Origin of the sequence: Adhaeribacter swui (assembly GCF_014217805.1) — a bacterium.
GTDB classification, from domain to species: Bacteria; Bacteroidota; Bacteroidia; order Cytophagales; family Hymenobacteraceae; genus Adhaeribacter; species Adhaeribacter swui.
Genome location: NZ_CP055156.1, coordinates 2,575,664 through 2,595,125 on the forward strand (window position 1 = coordinate 2,575,664; position 19,462 = coordinate 2,595,125).

The 19,462-nt window shown below is 40.7% G+C and carries 19 protein-coding genes; 12 read left to right on the forward strand and 7 right to left on the reverse strand.

Annotation, left to right across the window (positions count from 1 at the left end; genetic code table 11):
* Positions 1-13 precede the first annotated feature (13 nt).
* The 12 genes from HUW51_RS11170 to HUW51_RS11225 all read left to right on the forward strand — a co-directional run bounded on the left by HUW51_RS11170 (position 14) and on the right by HUW51_RS11225 (position 12,632).
* A complete protein-coding gene (locus tag HUW51_RS11170) occupies positions 14-583 on the forward strand; it encodes an anthranilate synthase component II (RefSeq protein WP_185274111.1) in 570 nt (189 codons plus the stop codon).
* Positions 584-615: 32 nt separating this feature from the next.
* Positions 616-1,374 (forward strand): alpha/beta fold hydrolase, encoded by a 759-nt coding sequence (locus tag HUW51_RS11175; RefSeq protein WP_185274112.1) that lies wholly within the window; start codon positions 616-618, stop codon positions 1,372-1,374.
* A 79-nt stretch (positions 1,375-1,453) separates the two neighbouring features.
* A complete protein-coding gene (locus HUW51_RS11180; RefSeq protein WP_185274113.1) occupies positions 1,454-2,119 on the forward strand; it encodes a CBS domain-containing protein in 666 nt (221 codons plus the stop codon).
* Positions 2,120-2,122: 3 nt separating this feature from the next.
* Complete coding sequence (locus tag HUW51_RS11185) at positions 2,123-3,568, forward strand: BamA/TamA family outer membrane protein (protein ID WP_185274114.1); 1,446 nt, start codon at positions 2,123-2,125, stop codon at positions 3,566-3,568.
* Between the two features lie 8 nt (positions 3,569-3,576).
* Positions 3,577-4,458 carry an NAD kinase gene (locus tag HUW51_RS11190; RefSeq protein ID WP_185274115.1) on the forward strand — a complete coding sequence of 294 codons (882 nt, stop codon included), beginning with the start codon at positions 3,577-3,579 and terminating at the stop codon, positions 4,456-4,458.
* A gap of 120 nt (positions 4,459-4,578) precedes the next feature.
* On the forward strand, positions 4,579-5,619 hold the full coding sequence (locus HUW51_RS11195) for a DUF6089 family protein (RefSeq protein ID WP_185274116.1): 1,041 nt from the start codon (positions 4,579-4,581) through the stop codon (positions 5,617-5,619).
* A gap of 43 nt (positions 5,620-5,662) precedes the next feature.
* On the forward strand, positions 5,663-6,400 hold the full coding sequence (porG, locus tag HUW51_RS11200) for a type IX secretion system protein PorG (protein ID WP_185274117.1): 738 nt from the start codon (positions 5,663-5,665) through the stop codon (positions 6,398-6,400).
* Positions 6,401-6,679: 279 nt separating this feature from the next.
* Positions 6,680-7,435, forward strand: coding sequence for an isoprenyl transferase (locus HUW51_RS11205; protein ID WP_185274118.1), 756 nt, complete (start codon positions 6,680-6,682; stop codon positions 7,433-7,435).
* Positions 7,435-9,918, forward strand: a complete 2,484-nt coding sequence (gene bamA / locus HUW51_RS11210) for an outer membrane protein assembly factor BamA (RefSeq protein WP_185274119.1) — start codon at positions 7,435-7,437, stop codon at positions 9,916-9,918. Before HUW51_RS11205 ends, bamA begins: the two co-directional genes overlap by 1 nt.
* 133 nt (positions 9,919-10,051) lie before the next feature.
* Entirely contained in the window at positions 10,052-10,756 is a 705-nt protein-coding gene (locus HUW51_RS11215; protein WP_185274120.1) for an OmpH family outer membrane protein, read from the forward strand.
* Positions 10,757-10,782: 26 nt separating this feature from the next.
* A complete protein-coding gene (locus HUW51_RS11220; protein ID WP_185274121.1) occupies positions 10,783-11,421 on the forward strand; it encodes an OmpH family outer membrane protein in 639 nt (212 codons plus the stop codon).
* A 173-nt stretch (positions 11,422-11,594) separates the two neighbouring features.
* Complete coding sequence (locus HUW51_RS11225) at positions 11,595-12,632, forward strand: RluA family pseudouridine synthase (protein WP_185274122.1); 1,038 nt, start codon at positions 11,595-11,597, stop codon at positions 12,630-12,632.
* A gap of 337 nt (positions 12,633-12,969) precedes the next feature.
* On the opposite strand, the gene HUW51_RS11230 is transcribed toward HUW51_RS11225, so the two are convergent.
* The 7 genes from HUW51_RS11230 to HUW51_RS11260 all read right to left on the reverse strand — a co-directional run bounded on the left by HUW51_RS11230 (position 12,970) and on the right by HUW51_RS11260 (position 19,018).
* A complete protein-coding gene (locus HUW51_RS11230; protein WP_185274123.1) occupies positions 12,970-14,598 on the reverse strand; it encodes a tetratricopeptide repeat protein in 1,629 nt (542 codons plus the stop codon).
* Between the two features lie 47 nt (positions 14,599-14,645).
* A complete protein-coding gene (locus HUW51_RS11235; RefSeq protein WP_185274124.1) occupies positions 14,646-15,602 on the reverse strand; it encodes a PstS family phosphate ABC transporter substrate-binding protein in 957 nt (318 codons plus the stop codon).
* A 119-nt stretch (positions 15,603-15,721) separates the two neighbouring features.
* Positions 15,722-15,967 carry a hypothetical protein gene (locus HUW51_RS11240; RefSeq protein ID WP_185274125.1) on the reverse strand — a complete coding sequence of 82 codons (246 nt, stop codon included), beginning with the start codon at positions 15,965-15,967 and terminating at the stop codon, positions 15,722-15,724.
* Positions 15,968-16,111: 144 nt separating this feature from the next.
* The gene (locus HUW51_RS11245; RefSeq protein ID WP_185274126.1) at positions 16,112-16,924 is read right to left on the reverse strand and encodes an energy transducer TonB; all 813 of its coding nucleotides are present in this window, start codon (positions 16,922-16,924) and stop codon (positions 16,112-16,114) included.
* A 13-nt stretch (positions 16,925-16,937) separates the two neighbouring features.
* On the reverse strand, positions 16,938-17,462 hold the full coding sequence (locus HUW51_RS11250) for an ExbD/TolR family protein (protein ID WP_185274127.1): 525 nt from the start codon (positions 17,460-17,462) through the stop codon (positions 16,938-16,940).
* A gap of 12 nt (positions 17,463-17,474) precedes the next feature.
* Positions 17,475-18,080, reverse strand: coding sequence for an ExbD/TolR family protein (locus HUW51_RS11255; protein ID WP_185274128.1), 606 nt, complete (start codon positions 18,078-18,080; stop codon positions 17,475-17,477).
* A 20-nt stretch (positions 18,081-18,100) separates the two neighbouring features.
* Entirely contained in the window at positions 18,101-19,018 is a 918-nt protein-coding gene (locus HUW51_RS11260) for a MotA/TolQ/ExbB proton channel family protein (protein ID WP_185274129.1), read from the reverse strand.
* Positions 19,019-19,462: the final 444 nt, after the last annotated feature.

The following is a 19,462-nucleotide window of genomic DNA, read 5'->3' on the forward strand; positions in this document are numbered from 1 at the left end:
TATAGGTTAGGTTTTGATTTTGCTCTTAGATTCGTTTGATTCCTTTACGTATAACCTGCTCGATTATTTTGGGCAGTTAAGCGTATCGGCGCAGGTAGTCCGGAATAATGTTGCTTTAGCTGAGATCCAGGCCTTGGATTTTGAAGCCATAGTCTTGTCGCCGGGGCCTGGTAAACCGCGCGAAGCCGGGGTGCTGATGGAGGTAATTGCGTATTATCATGATAAATTGCCGATCCTGGGGATTTGCCTGGGGCACCAGGCTTTGGGCGAGTTTTTTGGGGCTACCCTGGTAAAAGGCATTAAACCCATGCACGGCAAAGTTTCCGAAATTACCTGCGTACCCGACCCGGTTTTTGCCGGTTTACCAACAAAAATGCCGGTTGTCCGGTATCATTCGCTGGTATTGCAAGAACCCGGTAAATACATGGTGCCCCTGGCTTATACGGCCGCTGGCGAGTTAATGGCTTTCCGGCACGAGTTGTTGCCTTTATACGCATTGCAGTTCCATCCGGAAGCGGCTTTAACTACTTACGGCTTGGATATCCTGCGTAATTGGCTTACTATTGCTGGTATCAGAAATTAAAAAATTTAAAAAATTAAGATTTATCCAAACGAATGGATTTTAATATTAAAGAAGAAGGGGATTTTAAGTATATTGACGAAGGCGAAGGCGAGGTTTTGCTGTTGCTGCATGGGTTGTTTGGAGCCCTGAGTAACTGGGCCGACGTGATTAATGGCTTTAAAGACCGGTACCGGATTGTAATTCCGTTAATGCCCATTTACGATTTGCCGTTGCGCGAAGCCGGAGTGCCTGGGCTTACGGCTTACGTAGAAAAATTTGTGGCTTTAAAACAACTGAATAACTTTACGTTGTTGGGCAACTCGCTGGGCGGGCACATTGCTTTGGTGTATACCCTCAACAATATTTCGCGGGTAAAAAGGTTAGTACTAACGGGTAGCTCGGGTTTGTTCGAAGATTCTATGGGCAGCACTTTCCCGAAACGCGGGAATTATGCCTACATTAAAGAACGGGTAGAGTTTACTTTTTATCAACCCGAAACGGCCACCAAGGAGTTGGTAGACGAGGTTTTCTCGATTACCAACAGTAATTCTAAAGTGCTCCGGATTATTGCCATGGCCAAATCGGCGCAGCGCCATAACATGACCAAAGATATTACCCGCATAACGGTGCCTACGTGTTTAATTTGGGGATTAAACGATACCATTACCCCACCGCACGTAGCGCACGAGTTTAACCGGTTAATTAAAGGTTCGGTTTTGCATTTTGTTGATAAATGCTCGCACGCGCCCATGATGGAGCAGCCCGAAGTTTTTAATAAATATTTAAATAAATTTCTGGAGTTAAATCCCTGATAGCTGCAGAATACGTAAGTGAATCTAATATAATTGTTTTCCGTTTTACCTGAGAAAGACGGAAAACCGGAGGTACCCCATGATTGCAGAAGAACTAATAAATCAAATGATTCCACCTTTAAAGCTGTCGGACACGCCCGCTAAGGCTGTTCGCTGGATGGAAGAATTCCGGGTAAATCAATTACCGGTAGTAAAGCTGCGTCAGTATTTGGGTTTAATTACTGAAGAAGATATTCTGGAAGCTAAAGTAGCGCACGAATCTTTGCAAACCGTACCATTTGGTTACGAAGATGTTTTTGTGTTGTATAACCAGCATTTTTACAATGTAATGGAAACCGCCATTAAAAATAAAATTCAGGTAGTGCCAGTGCTCGATGAGCAACGCGAGTTTTTAGGAGTTATTACGGTAAACGATACCATTTCGGCCTTTGGGCAAATGTCGGCTTTGCAGGGACAGGGCGGTATTTTGGTACTAAGCATGAACGAGCGCGATTATTCGCTTACCGAAATCAGCCGGTTAGTAGAAAGCAATAATGCCAAGATTTTAAGCGCCTACGTGTCGCCGGACGAAGCCGATCCCTATAAAATAAGATTAACCCTTAAAATGAATACCAGCGACCTGAAGCGCATTATTGCTACTTTCGAGCGTTTTGATTACCGCATTACCGCGCAATTCCAGGATGCAACGGACGAGAAAGATGATCAGGACCGTTTAGATTTGCTGCTGCGGTATATTAATATTTAGCGGGTGCGGAGCTTTCCGTTTTTTTTAATTTTTTTCTTTTTTATCTGGCTTTCTGGTTCTGCGCAAACTACTTCGGAGCCCGTAACCGGTATTTCTGTAGATTCGGCGCAAAATATTTTGAGCTGTCCCACCGATTCCGGCCAGGTTTTTATCCGTAGCATTCAGTTCGAAGGCAATAAAATTACCCAGGAAAAAATATTACGGGCAGAGCTTAACTTAAAAGAAGGTGACCGGGTAAACGCGGCAGATTTGCGCCAACGCCTGGCCGAAAACCAATTGCAGTTGTATAACCTCCAGCTTTTTCATTGGGTGCGCTACATAGCGCTCTGCGATAACGGTGAATTAAATCTTATTTTTTCGGTGCAGGAACGTTGGTATATTTGGCCGGTTCCTATCTTTTCGCTCGCCGACCGCAATTTTAATGCCTGGCTGCAGCACAACGATTGGCGCCGCATTGATTACGGTTTGCACCTGGACGTTAAAAATTTCCGGGGTTTAAACGAAACGTTGCGGGCTAATGTGCAGCACGGCTACAACCGCAAATTAGAAGTGTTTTACCGCAAACCCAATGTGGGCCGTTCCAAAATGGGGGCTACGCTGGCAGTTTCGCTATACCGGAGCCACGCCTTAGATTATACCATTGAAGATAACCGCTTACTTACTTTGCACCAAAATAATGATTTTGCAGTGCAACGGGTTTACGTGTCGCCGGGATTGCTCTACCGGGCCGATGTACAACGCCAAACGGCGCTTACTTTTACCTATAATTGGCAGCGCCTCTCCAATGCGGCGTTTTCTTTAAATCCAGCGTATTTTCTAGGCCGGCAAAAACGCCAGTTCGCGGAATTAAACCTAGTGCATACCCGTAATTTCCGGAATACATTTTCTTATCCTTTATCGGGGAGTTATTTTCAGGTAGCCTTTGCGCAGCGTTTGTACAGCAACAACAGCGGCAATGCCAGTACCTCGTTACGCGCCAAATACAGCCGGTATGTGCCTTTAGCGGCCAAATGGTTTTACAGTTTTGGCCTGGAAGGGAAATCCATGCTGTCGCAGCGACTCGCCTTTGCCGATAACCAGGTGTTGGGCTACGGCACCGTATTGGTTCGCGGCTACCAATTGTATGTAGTAAACGGGGAGCAGTTTGGTTTATTTAAACAAGGCTTATCGCGCAATATTTTGCCGCAACGCGAGATTGTACTAAGTTTTTTAAAAAGCCCAAAATTTAATAGAATACCTCTAAGTATGTACCTGAATGGGTTTACCGATGCGGGTTATGCGCACGATAAATATTATTCGGCCGAAAACAGTTTTGCTAATCGCTTGTTGCTATCTGCAGGAATCGGCTTGCACCTTGTTACGTATTACGATAAAGTTGTTACTTTGGAGTATACTTTAACCAATACCGGACAAGCCGGATTTTTTGTAAACACGGGCATTCCATTTTAAAATTTTACATGAAAGTAGCCATCCTCGGGAAGCCTTTTACGGAAGCGCTGTTGCCTTATATTCAAAAACTTTTTGACGAATTAGCTGCGCGCCACACCCAAATTACCATTGTAGAATATTTTAAAATTTATCTGCAAAACCACATTCAGCTACCAAGCGGCGTAGAAACTTTCCGGCGCGGCGACCCTTTGCTGGGAGTAGATTTTGTGCTGAGTATTGGCGGTGATGGTACGCTGCTTGATACCATTACCTATGTGGGGGCAAAACAAATTCCGATTATGGGCATTAACACCGGTCGTTTGGGTTTTTTAGCCACCGTGCCTTTTGAGCAAACCAGCCAGGCCATCGAAGCGCTTTACCAAGGCCAGTATACCCTGGATGAACGGTCGCTGATCCGGGCCGAAACCGATTCCGAGATATTTGATGGAATAAATTTTGGCTTAAATGAGTTTTCTATTTTAAAAACCGATACCTCCACCATGATTGTGGTGCATACCTACATTGATGGGGAATACCTGAACTCGTATTGGGCCGACGGCTTAATTGTTGCTACGCCAACCGGCTCTACGGGTTATTCTTTAAGTTGTGGCGGACCCGTAGTTTTACCCCAAACTAACAATTTTGTTATTTCTCCCGTATGTCCGCATAATCTAAATGTTCGGCCGTTAATTGTATCGGATAAGAGTGTTTTATCGTTTGAGATTGAAGGGCGGAGTAACAATTTTTTAGTTTCGCTCGATTCCAGGTCTAAACCAGTAGATGCTACCATAAAAATTGCCGTAAAACGAGAAAGCTTTAACGCCCGGTTAGTAAAAATTGCCGGGGTAAATTTCTTAAATACGCTGCGGACTAAGCTAAATTGGGGGTTTGATAAACGAAATGACCTATAAAGAATAAGGGTAATAGATTAAAAATGTTTTTTAATCTATATTAAATTTCTAATTTTGGACAGGTTACCGCAATACACATATTCAGCAAAGTAACGTTCTCTACAGCATAGTATACTTGTGATGGAATTGAAACTAAGAAATGCTAGTTCTTCGGTTGTTATTTTAATTATTTTGTTAGCCTTAACAGTTGATAACGCTTACAGTCAGAGTTGGGCAAAGCAAAGGCGTTACCGAAAAACAGGTATTAACTTGCACGTATACGATGCTTACGGCCAGCGCTGGATGAAAAAGCGGCGTTACGCCACAGTAGGTATTAACCTGAATGCCATCAACTATTTTGGCGAAATGGCTCCGGATGCCAATATTGCCAGTTTTCGGTTTTTATCTACCCGGTTAAACGTAGGCGCTAATTATACTTATAAATTTACGCCCCGCATTTCGGCACGCGGTAATTTATCGTGGGGGCGTTTATACGGCGATGATAAAAAGAGCGCTTCTGAAAACGAACTCGATAACATGCCGCGGTTTCAACGGAATTTAAATTTTCGGAATGATATTGTAGAATTTAACGGAGTGGCCGTTTACGAAATTTACGAAAACCGCTTTCCGTACCGTCGCCGGCCTGATTTTATGCCTTATGTTTTTGCCGGTATTGGTGTTTTTCATCATAATCCCAAAGCGTATTTTGATGGCGAAGGCATGGCAAAAGGTTGGTATGCTTTACAACCATTAGGCACCGAGGGCCAGTATGTGCCGGACCGGGAAAGCAAAAATTACCCGAAGCCTTACCGCAAAATTCAATTGGCTATACCGGTGGGTATTGGGGCTAAATATAAACTCGACGCTAACTTTGACATAGGCTTTGAAATTTGCTGGCGCAAAACCTTTACCGATTACCTGGACGATGTAAGCAGTAATTACGCCGATAAAGGGGAATTGGCCGCGGCTTCCGGCACCCGGGCGGCGTTGCTGTCCGATCGTAGCGGCGATTCTGGTTTTACCCCGGTGTTAACCGATCCGTATGGCTACAAGCACATTAATGGCTTTGGCTTGAAGGGCGACCAGCGGGGCGATGTGAGTGATAAAGATTGGTACATTACTACTGGTATTTCTTTGTACTATATTTTGCCTAAACAAGTGAAAAACCCTAAAATAAAGTAACCTTATGAAGTAAATTTTTACTTTAAATTATTTAGTTTATTACATGTTTAAAACCAGTGTACGCCTTACACTCCTTATAACCCTATGGGCCGTAAGGAGTCTTTTTTTTGGTAATGAATTATTTGCGCAAAATACCAGTGAAATAGGCGGAGGAATAGGCGGCTTAGTTTACAAAGGCGAAGTAGCGCCTAATTACCGGTTTTTAAATAATCGTCCGGGAGCTGTTATTTTTTATAAAAAAGATATTTCCAAACCGGTTACTTTAAAAGCTAATTTAATGGCCGGCTTTTTACGGGCCAATGATGAAAATGCCGAACTTCCCGTTAATAGTTTCCGGCAGGCCATTGTCAAAACCAATCTGGTAGAATTATCGGCCGGATTAGAATACAATTTCCTGGACTACTACAATCAGCGGCGGCGTACCCGCTGGACTCCTTATTACTTCATTAGTTTTGCGGCGGCCAGCTTTCGCAACAAAGCCGAATTACAAGGACATGAAAAACCAGCAGAAAGTGGCATTGTGCTTTCTATACCAACCGGCATTGGTTTTAAGTACGCCTTATCTTATCACTGGAACTTAGGCCTTGAAGTTGGTGCCCGCAAAACCTTTGCTAAAAACGGCGACCGGTTAGACTACCTGCAAACCCAGGATTACGCCCAACTGCCTTACCGCGAACTGCCGCATACCGACCCTTACGATAAAGATTGGTATTTTTATAACGGACTAAGTATTTCCTATACTTTCTATAAGCTGCTTTGCCCGCCCGCATCATACAAATAATTTAAAAATTTTATTTTCAGGCAACCTACCCAACCTGTTTTGCATCTAAAAAATACCAGGCCAGCATACTATAACCAATCAGGTATTGCCAGCGTGTTTCTTTATAAAATGATTGGCACAGCCATCAGAAATTGTAGCTTTAGTTAATAATAAGCCCTGAAAATCAATATTTTTTAAATTTTTATAATTTACTTAAATGCACAGGAAATATTTGTTTATTGCGGATTCATAACGCATAATTGTCAGGGTTTTTGTAACTTGCGCGGAAATTTGGGTTGAATGAATCTTCAGGAAAAAATTGATTTAAACAATTTGCCAAAACACGTGGCCGTTATTATGGACGGAAACGGACGTTGGGCAAAGCAAAAAGGGGGTGTCCGTATATTCGGGCATCAGAATGCTATTGCAGCCGTACGGGATACGGTAGAAGGAGCCGCAGAGTTGGGTATTGCGTATTTAACCTTATATGCTTTTTCCACTGAAAATTGGTCGCGTCCGCAATACGAAGTAAATGCATTAATGGAGTTACTGGTTTCTACTATCCGGAAAGAAACCGCTACTTTAAATAAAAATAATATTCGGTTACAAACCATTGGCGATACCGATAGCTTACCAAGTACCTGCCGCCGGGAATTACTGGAAGCCATGGAGATAACGGCCCATAACACCCGCATGACCTTAAATGTAGCTTTGAGCTACAGTGGTCGTTGGGATTTAACCCAGGCGATGCGCCAGATTGCCGGCTTGGTAGCGGCAGGCGAATTGCAACCAAACGATGTAAATGAACAACTTATTTCGGAACATATAGCCACCACCGGAATGCCTGACCCGGAACTGCTTATCCGGACGAGCGGCGAAATGCGCATCAGTAATTTCTTGCTTTGGCAACTAGCTTATACCGAAATTTATATTACTAATTTGCTCTGGCCGGATTTTAGAAAACAGCATTTACACGAAGCTATTTTATCTTATCAGAGCCGCGAACGTCGGTTTGGCAAAACCAGTGAACAATTAACGAATAAAAGTATTACTTAATGATTAAATATTTCTGGTTGTTTTTGTTTGTTTTTATAACAACCGCTGCATCTGCACAAGTAAATCTAGGTAACCAAAGTACCATCGGGGAACTGGATTACAACAATCCCAAAGAATACCGTATTGGCGCCGTTACCGTAAGTGGTGCTAAATTTCTAGACCCTAACACGCTTATCTCTATAACAGGTTTACGGGTAGGCGACCGCATTAAACTCCCCGGCGAAGACCTGGGTAAAGCCATTCACAAATTGTGGGAGCAAGGAATTTTGGGTAACGTAGAAGTTTCTATTACTAAAATCGAAGGTGACCAGGTATTTCTGGATTTCTTTTTAACTGAGCGCCCCCGTTTATCGCGGTTTGATTTTTCGGGCATCAAAAAAGGTCAGGCCGATGCTTTGCGGGATAAAATAAAACTGATTCGGGGTAAAGTAGTTACAGATGCTTTATTAAGCACTACTAAAAACACTGTCCGGAATTATTATTTAGAGAAAGGATACATGAACGCTAAAGTAAATGTATTTCAAAAACCGGATTCTGTTTTACCCAACAGCGTAGTTTTAAATATTGCGGTAGATAAAGGCAATAAAGTTAAAATTGAAGAAATAGCTTTTGAAGGAAACGAAGCTATTTCGGATAAGAAGCTGCGCCGTAAAATGAAAAAAACAAAAGAAAAACGGCCTTACAAGTTGTTTACCGCTTCTAAATTTAACCGTCCTCTTTACGAAACCGATAAAAACAGCGTAATTGAATACTACAATTCGCAAGGGTACCGCGACGCTACTATTGTTTCCGATTCAGTGTACATGCGCCCCAACGGCAAGTTAGCCATTCAGATTACAGTAGACGAAGGCCGTAAATATTTCTTCCGGGATATTACCTGGACTGGTAATTACATTTATGATGCCAAGCAGTTAGGAAGTGTTCTAGGTCTGAAAAAAGGCGATGTTTATAATAAAGAAGAATTAAATAAACGCTTGCAATACAACCCGAATGGCAGCGACGTGTCATCACTGTACATGGATGATGGTTATTTGTTCTTCCAGATAGACCCCGTAGAAGTATTGGTAGAAGGCGATTCTATTGATATTGAAATGCGGGTGCGGGAAGGTGCCCAGGCCCGGATTAAAGAAGTAACTGTTTCTGGTAATACTAAAACCAGCGACCACGTAATTTTACGGGAACTGTATACGATTCCTGGTCAGAAATTTAGCCGCTCGGATCTGATCCGGTCGCAGCGTGAAATTGCTACGTTGGGTTATTTCGACCCGGAACAAATTGGCATGAACCCTATTCCGAATCAGGAAGATGGTACCGTGGATATTAAGTACACCGTAACCGAAAAACCAAGCGACCAGATTACCTTATCCGGTGGTTGGGGTGGTCCGTATGGTATAGTAGGAACTGTAGGTTTGGTGCTTAATAACTTCTCTCTCCGAAAAGCTGGTGATTTGCGTAACTGGCGGCCTATTCCGGGTGGCGATGGGCAACGATTAGCGTTAAATATTCAGGCTAACGGCTTACGTTATCAATCTTACTCTTTATCGTTTACCGAGCCTTGGCTAGGTGGCCGTAAGCGGAACTCCTTTAGTGTAGGTATTAACCGTACCGTTTCCCGGATTATCAGTAATGGCGAAGAAACCCAGGGAATTCGGATAAATGGTGGTTCGGTGAGTTTAGGCCGTCGTTTAAGCTGGCCGGATAACTACTTTAGTTTATCGCACTCGTTATCATACAACCAGTATATATCCAAAAATTATCCGATTTTCGGAAGCTATCAGGATGGTACATTTAATAGTATTTCATTTATTAACACCTTATCGCGGAGCAGTATTGATCAGTTAACTTTCCCGAGAAGTGGTTCTACTTTAAGCTTAAGCGTAAACTTAACGCCACCATATTCTTTATTTGATGCAAACCGGGATGCTCAAAGGTGGATCGAGTTTAATAAATGGATGTTTGATGCCTCATTCTTTACTGCTCTTTCCCGGAAAGGCAAATTAGTATTAAACACCCGCGCGCACTTTGGTTTCCTGGGTAGTTACCGGAGAGATCAACCCGTAGGACCAGTAGAACGCTTTAAACTGGGTGGTTCCGGTTTAGGTGGCGGTAATATCCTAGTGGGTACGGAGTATATTGGTTTACGTGGTTACGAAGACGAATCAGTTAGCCCATCGCCACAGGGTGGGGTAGCTTATAACAAGTTTGTAACAGAGCTACGTTACTTGGTATCGCCTAACCCGCAAGCAACGGTTTTTGTGTTAGGTTTTGCTGAGGCAGGTAACAACGTGGGATCTTATCAACAATACAATCCGTTTAAATTGTACCGCTCCGCGGGGGTAGGTGCCCGTATTTTTATGGCGGCATTTGGTTTGCTGGGCTTTGACTATGGTTGGGGCTTCGATAAAGTACCGGCGGTGCCTAATGTGCCAAGTACGAAGCCAGGCGGTATGTTCCACTTTATTATCGGTCAGCAGATTCGTTAAGCCACTCAGAATAAAATTTTTGTGGCACGAAATTTAAAGTGTATAATGTGTGTTTTATCTCAGGAAAACGTGTTAATTAATCAAGTTTATAAATTGAACCAGATTAAAGTTATGCGAATAAAATAATTAAAAGATGAAAAAATATTGGTTTTTCGTTATCTTACTCCTTCTTTTAACTAATGCTTCATTCGCGCAGAAGTTTGGTTACGTAGACTCGGAGTTTATATTAAGCAAAGTTCCGGCTTATAATAATGCCCAAAAAGAAATTGATAAGCTGTCGGCTAATTGGCAGAAAGACATTGAAGGCATGTATCAAAACATAGATAAGATGTACAAATCTTATCAGGCCGAAGAAGTTCTGCTCACCGAAGAGATGAAAAAGAAGCGGCAGGATGAGATTGTAGAGAAGGAAAAAGAAGTAAAAGAGTACCAGAAGAAAATTTTTGGTTTTGAAGGTGCTGTTTTTAAAAAGCGTCAGGAACTGATTAAGCCCGTACAGGACGATGTATATGATGCTATCGAGAAGGTAGCTAAAAAACGTCAGTTACAAATTGTTTTTGATAAATCGAGCGATTTAGTAATGTTATATACGAATCCGGTACATGATTATACCGAGTATGTTTTGGAAGAGTTAGGTTTGGCTTCGCCCGAAAAGAATACTCCTGGAGCAAGACCAACCAATGCAAATGTAGAAACTCCCGGCAACCAGGTACAATCTCAGGAGGATGAGGTGGGCGCTTCAGAAGAACCTGCAACTACCACTAAGCAGACTCCTGCTGCCCGTAAACCAACTAGCAGTAAAACTCCAGTAAAAAAATCTCAAGCAAAGAAAAAGTAAACAAGTAAACCAATTAATTGATTAAAATGAATAAAATTAAAATTTTTGTTGCCACTGCTTTATTAATTGTAACTGCGCAAATTTCCACTCAGGCGCAGACTGCTACTCCTAAAATTGGCTATACAAATGTTGATTATGTATTAAGCTTAATGCCAGAGAGTAAACAAATTGAATCAGATTTAAAAACATATAGTACTCAGTTAGAAACTCAGTTGCAAACAAAAGTAAAAGAGTTTGAAACCAAAGGCGAAGCTTACCAAAAAGGCGCTACTACCATGACGGACGTTATCCGTAAAGACAAAGAAAAAGAGCTTATGAACTTGCGTTCTTCTATCGAGGAGTTTCAACGTAATGCTGAAATTTCTTTACAGAAAAAGCAGCAATCTTTATTAGAGCCGGCTTACAAAAAAATGCAGAAAGCCATTGATGATGTAGCTAAAAGTAACGGTTATACTTATGTATTTAACTCTGATGCCGGCGCTGGTACTGCCGCTATTTTGTTACACGCTCCGGAAGATGGTAATATTTCTGATTTAGTTTTAAAGCAAATGGGTATTACACCTCCAGCTAAAGGTGCTCCGGCTCCAGCTGTACAAGCTCCCGCAGCGAGCAATACTACTCCGGTTAAAGCTACTACTCCTGCTACTGGTAAGAAAAATAAGTAATTTAAATACCTTCATGAAAGAGCCGGTGTAGCAATATACCGGCTTTTTTATTTTCCTTTTCTGTTGTTTAATTAAAATTAGAGGATTAATAAAGCTGTGATAGCAGAAACCTATTTTGGGGATTATTGCTGTGAATGATACTCCTAAATTTTAAAATTTATCTATTATCAAAAATGTTATTGGAAGATCAACTGCCCGAAGAAGCACTTACCGACCTCGATGATTTGTATGAGCATGTCCGGATTGTAGCGGATAAAGGGCAAGCATTGTTGCGGTTAGATAAGTTTTTAATGGACCGGTTACCCAACGTTACCCGTAACAAACTGCAGAACGCAATCCGGGCCGAATCTATACGGGTGAACAATGAGCCGGCTAAAGTAAGTTACAAAGTAAAACCTGGCGATGTTATTACGGTTACCTTACCTGATCCGCCACGAGACACTGATATTGTTGCGGAAGACATTCCGTTAACTATAATTTACGAAGATGATGATTTATTACTGGTAAATAAAGAACCCGGTATGGTGGTGCATCCGGCTTATAGTAATTGGACCGGCACCTTAGTAAACGCGCTTACTTACCATTTGCAAAATTTGCCAACCGGTAAAAACGGCGAAGGCCGGCCAGGTTTGGTTCACCGCATAGATAAAGATACTTCGGGTTTACTTGTTATTGCTAAAACCGAGTATGCAATGTCTTATTTAGCCCGGCAGTTTTTCGATCATTCTATTGAGCGGACATATTACGCGTTAATTTGGGGTATTCTTAAAGAGGCAACTGGAACCATCCGGGGACATATCGGGCGAAGCCTGAAAGATCGTAAGATTATGGCTGTTTATCCGAACGGTGAGCAAGGAAAACCCGCTGTTACCCATTACCAGGTTTTACAAACATTTCAATACGTTAGTCTGGTAAAGTGTAATCTAGAAACGGGACGTACGCATCAAATCAGAGCACATTTTAAGCACATAGGTCATCCTCTTTTTGGTGATGCTACTTACGGTGGCGATAAGCAAGTTTACGGGCAAAGAACCGGAACTTTAAAAGCTTTTATAGAAAATGCTCTGGAGTTAATGCCCCGGCAAGCCCTGCACGCTAAATCACTCGGGTTCCGCCATCCTTCCTCTAAACAATTGATGCAGTTTGATTCGGATTTACCCTTGGATTTTAAAAATTTACTAGAGAAATGGGAGAGATTTAAAAGCGAATGAAAAGCATAAGTTTATTATAAGTATTAGCTTGTCTGTAACTATAATGCTCGATTTTAATAAACTTGAATAACCTGAGTTGGAGATAAGAGGAGCGTACGGCTTTATTCCACTCCAAGTACATGATTCTGCAGAATTAATAGAATTTCAGAAGATATCCAATGGGTTACCTACTGGTTAGATTCCTAGGAATGACTGGAATGGATTACAAGTTTGTACTTTAGGTTCTTATAGGTTTGTGTAGAATTCGCGTTAAGCAATAAGGAATTTGTTTTTGAGTATGGCTAGGGCAAAAAAAACCTGCTTAAGGAAGCAGGTTTTTTTTGTATGTTAAAATCAATTAAGATTTTCTTTTTGTTGTAGCAGCAGGTCTTTTCTGCGCAGCTTCAATGTTCTTTAAAGCTACTTCTACATCTTTGTTAGATGGATCTAAGCTTTTAGCGGCAGTCCAGTAAGTTTTTGCTGTGGCAAAATCTTTGGCTTTGTAAGCTTGGAAGCCTAAGTAATAGTTAGCAACAAATAAACCTTGTTTATTAGAAGCAGCTTTCGAAGGATCCTGATTAGCTACTTTAATGTATTCTTCATAAGCGGTTTTAGCAGCTCCGGTTTGTCCTTTATCTTTGGCTTCAGCTACCTGAGCCCGGCGTAAATAAGCTGTAGCATACTCTGGTCTGGCTTGAATAATTCCAGCATATAAAGAATCAGCGGAATCAAACTTTTCTGCTGCTAAATAAACGTCAGCTAATTTAAAATTATCAACTAAACTTGGTTTGGCGGCAATTTTAGTTTTGTACATGGTAATTGCTTTATCATACTGCTTAGCTTTTACATAAGCAGCAGCAGCTTCATTTTGTACATCTAGGTTGTTAGGGTCCATTGCTAAAGCTTTTTCTAAATTAGCGGTAGCTTCAGCTCCTTTACCAGTGTCAGCTAACATCCGACCATAATAAGCATAATCAGACGCAATTATTTTAGTTGGATCTGCTTGGGCTAATTGAAAGTATTTTTCCATGGCTTGTAAAGCTTCCGGAACTTTATTGGTTTTATAAAGTGAGTAAGCCATTAAGCGGTTCATCACTAAATTATTGGGATCTTGCTGCAAAACTTGTTGCGCTTCAGCTAATGTACCTGCATAATCTTCGGTTAAGAATAAGAAAGATGCATATTTAATTTGAGTATCAATGGAGTTCTCCGCCATCGAACGGTATTTTTTAAAATTTTCTACCGCTCTGTCGTATTTACCCACAAAATAATTCATCTCGCCTAATTCCCGGTATGCTGGGGCATAATTCGGGTTTAAAGCAATTACTTTCTCAAAAGCTGCTTGGGCTTCGTTGTAGTTTTTAGATCTTACGAATAACTGTCCTTTTTTCATGAAAGCAGTTGCATTGTTTGGATCAATTTGTATAGCCCGGTCATAAGCGTTCATGGCATCGCCACCACCATTCGGGTTTTTTTGGTGAATATCACCCAAGATAATGTAAGCCATGGCATCATTATTCTTCGTGATTTTATTAGCTTCACCAATATAGCTCAACGCCTTTGTAATATCTTTTACATCAGCGTCAGCGTAGGCGCGGCCGATTTGTTTAAAGATGTTGGCGTCTTTTCCTTTGGTGCGTTTTACTGCGGCATCAAACTGACGTTCTGCTTCGGCTGTATTGCCTTTCATTAAAGCTACTTTGCCTAAACCAATCATGCTAAGAGCCGATTTGTCGTCTTTAGCTAATGCCTGACTAAATATAACATTGGCAGAGTCCAGTTTACCTTCCTTTAAATAAACATCGCCTAAGTAATAGCTAACTTCTTCGTTTGGATTTGATGTATTTAGGCGACGTAAAGTTGATTTGGCTTCGGTGTAACGTTCTACATTAATCAATTGCTGCACATCTTGCACCGATTGGGCAAAGCTGGTAGTAGCAACAAATGAAGCAGAAAACGCTAGAATATACTTCCAGTTCTTGATCATGGTTAAAAAGGTTAATTAAAATTAAAAAATTGGTAGTTGGTTAAAGTTTATTCTTTAATAGATACTATACGTACTGGCATAGTGGCAGGTACCAATCCAGATTTAAGTATTATGCGCTGGCCTTTATCACCAGCTACAAAAGATGCAAAACCTGTGCCAAGCCCTGCCCGAGCCTCCCGGCTGACAATATACACATTTCTGCGTAAAGGATAAGACTCTTGCGCCAAATATCCCTGAAACGGTTGAACGTACGAATCAGTTACTGTTTTATCCGGATTATTACTTACCGCTGCTACTTTTATCTTACGTAAAAAACTAATGGCCGTAGTATCATCAAAATCACTAATCCAGTTTACGCCAATAACACCCAGTGCATTGGGCGTTTGAGCCACATAATCTATAAGTGCTTTGTTTGTTTTGGCAGCAAAAGTGTTTTTAGGCAAAGGCTGTTTATTAGTTACCGAATCGGTAATGTAACGGGCCGTGCTAGAGCCTGTATTATCAAAAACAATAGTTATATCGGACAATTTAGAGGCAGGGTTTAATTGTTTCCAGGAGTTGGTTTTGCCAGTAAATATGTCTTTTAGCTCATCCATAGAAAAAGTGGTATCGGTATTACTCGGATGTGTAATAAGCGCAACCCCGTCAATCGCAATTTTAGTTACCCGGGGCGTTATTTTTTGTTGCACAAATACTTCTTTCTCTTCATTGGTAAGCGGTCGCGAAATAACTACTAAACGGGCGCTATCCTGTAACAAGTCTTTCACTGTTTCGGCTTCCGATTTGTAGGAGGGGTTTACTTTGGCATATTTATACAATTTTTGAAAAGCATAAACATGAGAATCAATAATTGGCTCAAATGCTTCGTCGACACTAATTTTAATTGTACCGGAAGTAGGAGTGTCCTCGATTTTACCTTCGCGGTTACAAGCAATTAAAAAGCTGGTACCTAAAACCAAGTAGAGCCATAATCTTTGGTATAGAAATAATATTTTACTTTTCATATTTAATAAAACTGATTTTATGCAATATTCAGAGTTAGATAATATCTTGATTATAATTACCGCGCTAAATTTTTAAAAATTTGATTTAAATAGAAGTTTTTACCTAACGGTTTTATACTTTATCTATTTTCATCCGGATAATCTTTTGGAAAATATTTTTTGTATGCCCGGTAAAATCGAAGGGCTCCGTAAGCCATAAGCATAATACCCAAGATGGTCTTATAGTTTTGCGGTAATGCTATCTGAGTTTCATCCGAAAGCATGATAAACAAACCCAGCATGGGATATACCAAACACATAAATAAAGTAAAATACTTTAAATATTTTTCGGGGTTACTTCCGGAGCGGTTTGTATTAGGCTGCATGATAAATAATTTTAAATTTTTGAATTTTAAGTTATTTGTTCTTCTGAATTATAAAAACAAATAATCCCTTACTATTATATAGAATAAAAAAACTCTGGATTCCATAAAGAATCCAGAGTTTTTTTATTCTATACTACTCGTATTTTATTGCAATTTAAACCGAACTGGTAAAGTATAACGAACGTTTACCGGACGACCATTTTGCTTACCTGGAGTCCAGTTAGGCATGGTTTTAACTACCCGGATCGCTTCTTCGTCGGTACCTCCACCCAGTGATTTTACAACGGTAATATCAGAGATAGCGCCTTCTTTGTTTACCACAAACTGTAAGATTACGTTACCTTCTAAACCGTTACGGGATGCAACTGCCGGATATTTAATGTTTTTACCCAAGTATTTGTACATCGCCTCTAAACCACCCGGGAAAGTTGGGTTCTGCTCTACGAAAGTAAAAATCTCTTCCGATACAACTTCACCTACTTCCGAAGGAGCTTCCACTTCGGTTAAAATTTCCTGGTTGGTGTTACCCACTACAGTTTCAGTAGCGATAACCACATCTTCCAGTTCCTTCTGATCCGGAATTTCTTCCTCTTCCCGTACTTCTTCGTCTTTTTTAATTACCGGAGGAGTAAATTTAACCGTTGATACCACTGGTGGTGGCGGTGGCGGTAAATCTGGTGGGGGTGGTGGTGGTTTATTCTCTAATGATGGTGGTTCAGCCAGTTCTACTACTTTCTCTATTTTAACCACTTTATTTGATTCGTCTTCGCCGCCAATTAATTTAGCAATTAGCGGGGCACTTAGAAACAAAATAAAAAGGGCAATAGCAATAATAGTAGCAATGGTAACGTGCTTATTATAAATCTTACGAAGGAAAAATGCTCCGTAAGCTTTATTGCGGTACTCGAAAACAATGTCGTCGAGCGACGCGGTTGAATAATTCAGTTGTTTTTCCATTTTCTACTACAATTTATTTAGCTTTCGCTTCCGTTATCATTTTTGTATCCCGGGGGTCCACATCAACAATCGCGTATTTCCGGATGCCTGTGATATTCATTTCATCCAGCATATCTACCATGTTTTTGTAACGCGATTTATCAGTTTGCTTTAACAAAACGGTTAAGTTTGGGTTAGAGCGTTTTTCCAGTAATATCTTACGGAGGCCATTAGCAGAATAATCGGTTAATTGCATACCAGGAGCAGTAGGAGCATCAGGTAAGCCAGCGTACCAGAATAACTGATCATTTTCGTCAGCAATTAAGGTTAACGCATTAGAAGCCTTTAACGCTTGTTGTTCCTCCTCCTTGTCTGGTTTTACCGGCATGTTAATTTCCATCGTCTGCGGTTTGGCGAAGGTAGTTGTGAGAATAAAGAACGTTAACAAAAGGAAACCAAGGTCCACCATGGGGGTCATGTCAATCTTGGTAGATTGCTTCTTGGATCTTTTCTTACCGCCTTTCCCGCCTCCGCCGCCTTTCTCTTGTATTTCAGCCATTTCTGTTTTTGCTTAGAGGTTTCTAGGTTTAACTTCCATATCGGTGATCAGGTTAAAACGGTTTACCTTTCTGTCTTGCAGGGTTTTAATTACTCCTTTAATAGCCGGTACATCCGCGTCATTATCACCTTTAATCGCAATCTTTACCTTCGGGTTAGAATAACGGGTTTGCATAATCCAGTCACCTAATTGATTATTTACAGAATCGTAAGGTACACCGGGTTGTTGCGCTCTTTTCCGTTCTTCCGGACTCAGGTCAAGTAAAGATTGTAATTGTTCGATTGGCACGCCAAAGCTCTCCATTGTGGCGAATTGTTGTTTCTGCGCCGCAGTAAAGTTTAATTTGTATTTGGCTGCCATTTTATCTAATAGTGCTAGTCTGGTTTGCTGGCCGCCTACCGCGTAAAAAGCTCGTCCGGTTTTATCTACCGTAATCGTGATAATATCCGATTCGGGTAGTTTAATGTCCGAGGTTGATGACGGGGTATCTACAACCACTACTTCTTCCGGTGCAAATTTAGAAATCAGCATGAAGAAGGTAACCAGCAAGAAGGCCAAGTCCACCATGGGCGTCATGTCCAGGGAGGGTCGAGCTCTATGAGGTTTTACTTTTGGCATAGTATTTTAAGTACTAATTATTAAATGTTAACAGATGAATGTGTTGTTGGCGCAGTGCTAGTTTGGCCAGCGTTATCGTGCTGTGCAGCAAACGTTTGGATGATACTAAAGCCAGCTTCGTCGATGCTGTAAGTAAGCGCATCAATTTTGCTTGTGAAAAAGTTGTAAGCAATAATGGCGATAGTAGAACCAATAATACCTAAGGCAGTATTAATCAAAGCCTCAGAGATACCGTTTGCGAGGGCTACTGCATCCGGGCTACCCGCAGTTGCAAGAGCCGAGAACGCTTTAATCATACCCAATACTGTTCCGATCAAACCTACCAGGGTAGAGATAGAAGCAATTGTTGAGATAATTACTAAGTTTTTCTCTAACATCGGTAATTCCAAAGCGGTAGATTCTTCGATCTCTTTTTGAATAGCTAAGATTTTTTGATCTTTCGCTAAAGTGCGATCAGTTTCCATTTCTTTGTATTTGCCTAATCCAGCTTTTACCACGTTAGCTACTGAACCTTTTTGTGAATCGCAGGCTGCCATGGCACCGTTAATGTCATTAACGTTTAATCTTTGACGGATAGTTCTTACAAACTGCTCAATTCCCTTGCTACCTCTTGCTTTGTTAATGGTTAAGAAACGCTCAATGGCAAAAGTTAAAATCATTAAGTTTAAGGAAATCAACATAGGCACAATAATGCCACCTTTGTAAACTACGCCAAGGTAATTACCTGGTAGTGGGTGATTTTCCGGATTTCCACCTTCAAAGTTTGCCGGGTTACCCAGGATAAACATATATATCAGGACTGAAACCACAATTGCTACAGGGATAACGATGCTGGCAAAAATAGAACCGGCGGCGCCTCCTTCTTGTTTGGCGGTAGCTGCTGGTTTTGAAGTTGCTGGTTTTGGCGCATTCGTACTTACGGCATTCTTTTTTTCCATTGTTGTTAAGATTTAAAAGTTTAGTTTTTTGGGTTGGGTTAAAAAATAATTTTTTGTTGTTTTTGTTTTTAAGGCTTATTCCTGAAATAAACGGTCCAGCCTTTTAAAAGGAACCGCATAAGTTAAAATTCATTTAAAACTAAGTTTACCAGTATTCCAGAACAACTTTGTTTTTTTTATGAGCTACCTTATTTAAGGATGTAAATAAGAGGAATTTTCCATAAAATTCTAGCAACATTTATTACAAACCTAAATAAAATTAACCCTTATCGCAAAATTTAGATATTTATTACCTTATTAATTTTATTGTAATCTATAGCTTATTTTAAGAATTTAATAAATTAACTGCTTTATCGATTAAATATGTAAAGAAGACAATTAATTTTTTTTAAAATATTTAATTTATCAAACCTAAAAATTTACAATATTTTAATCTTAGATTTT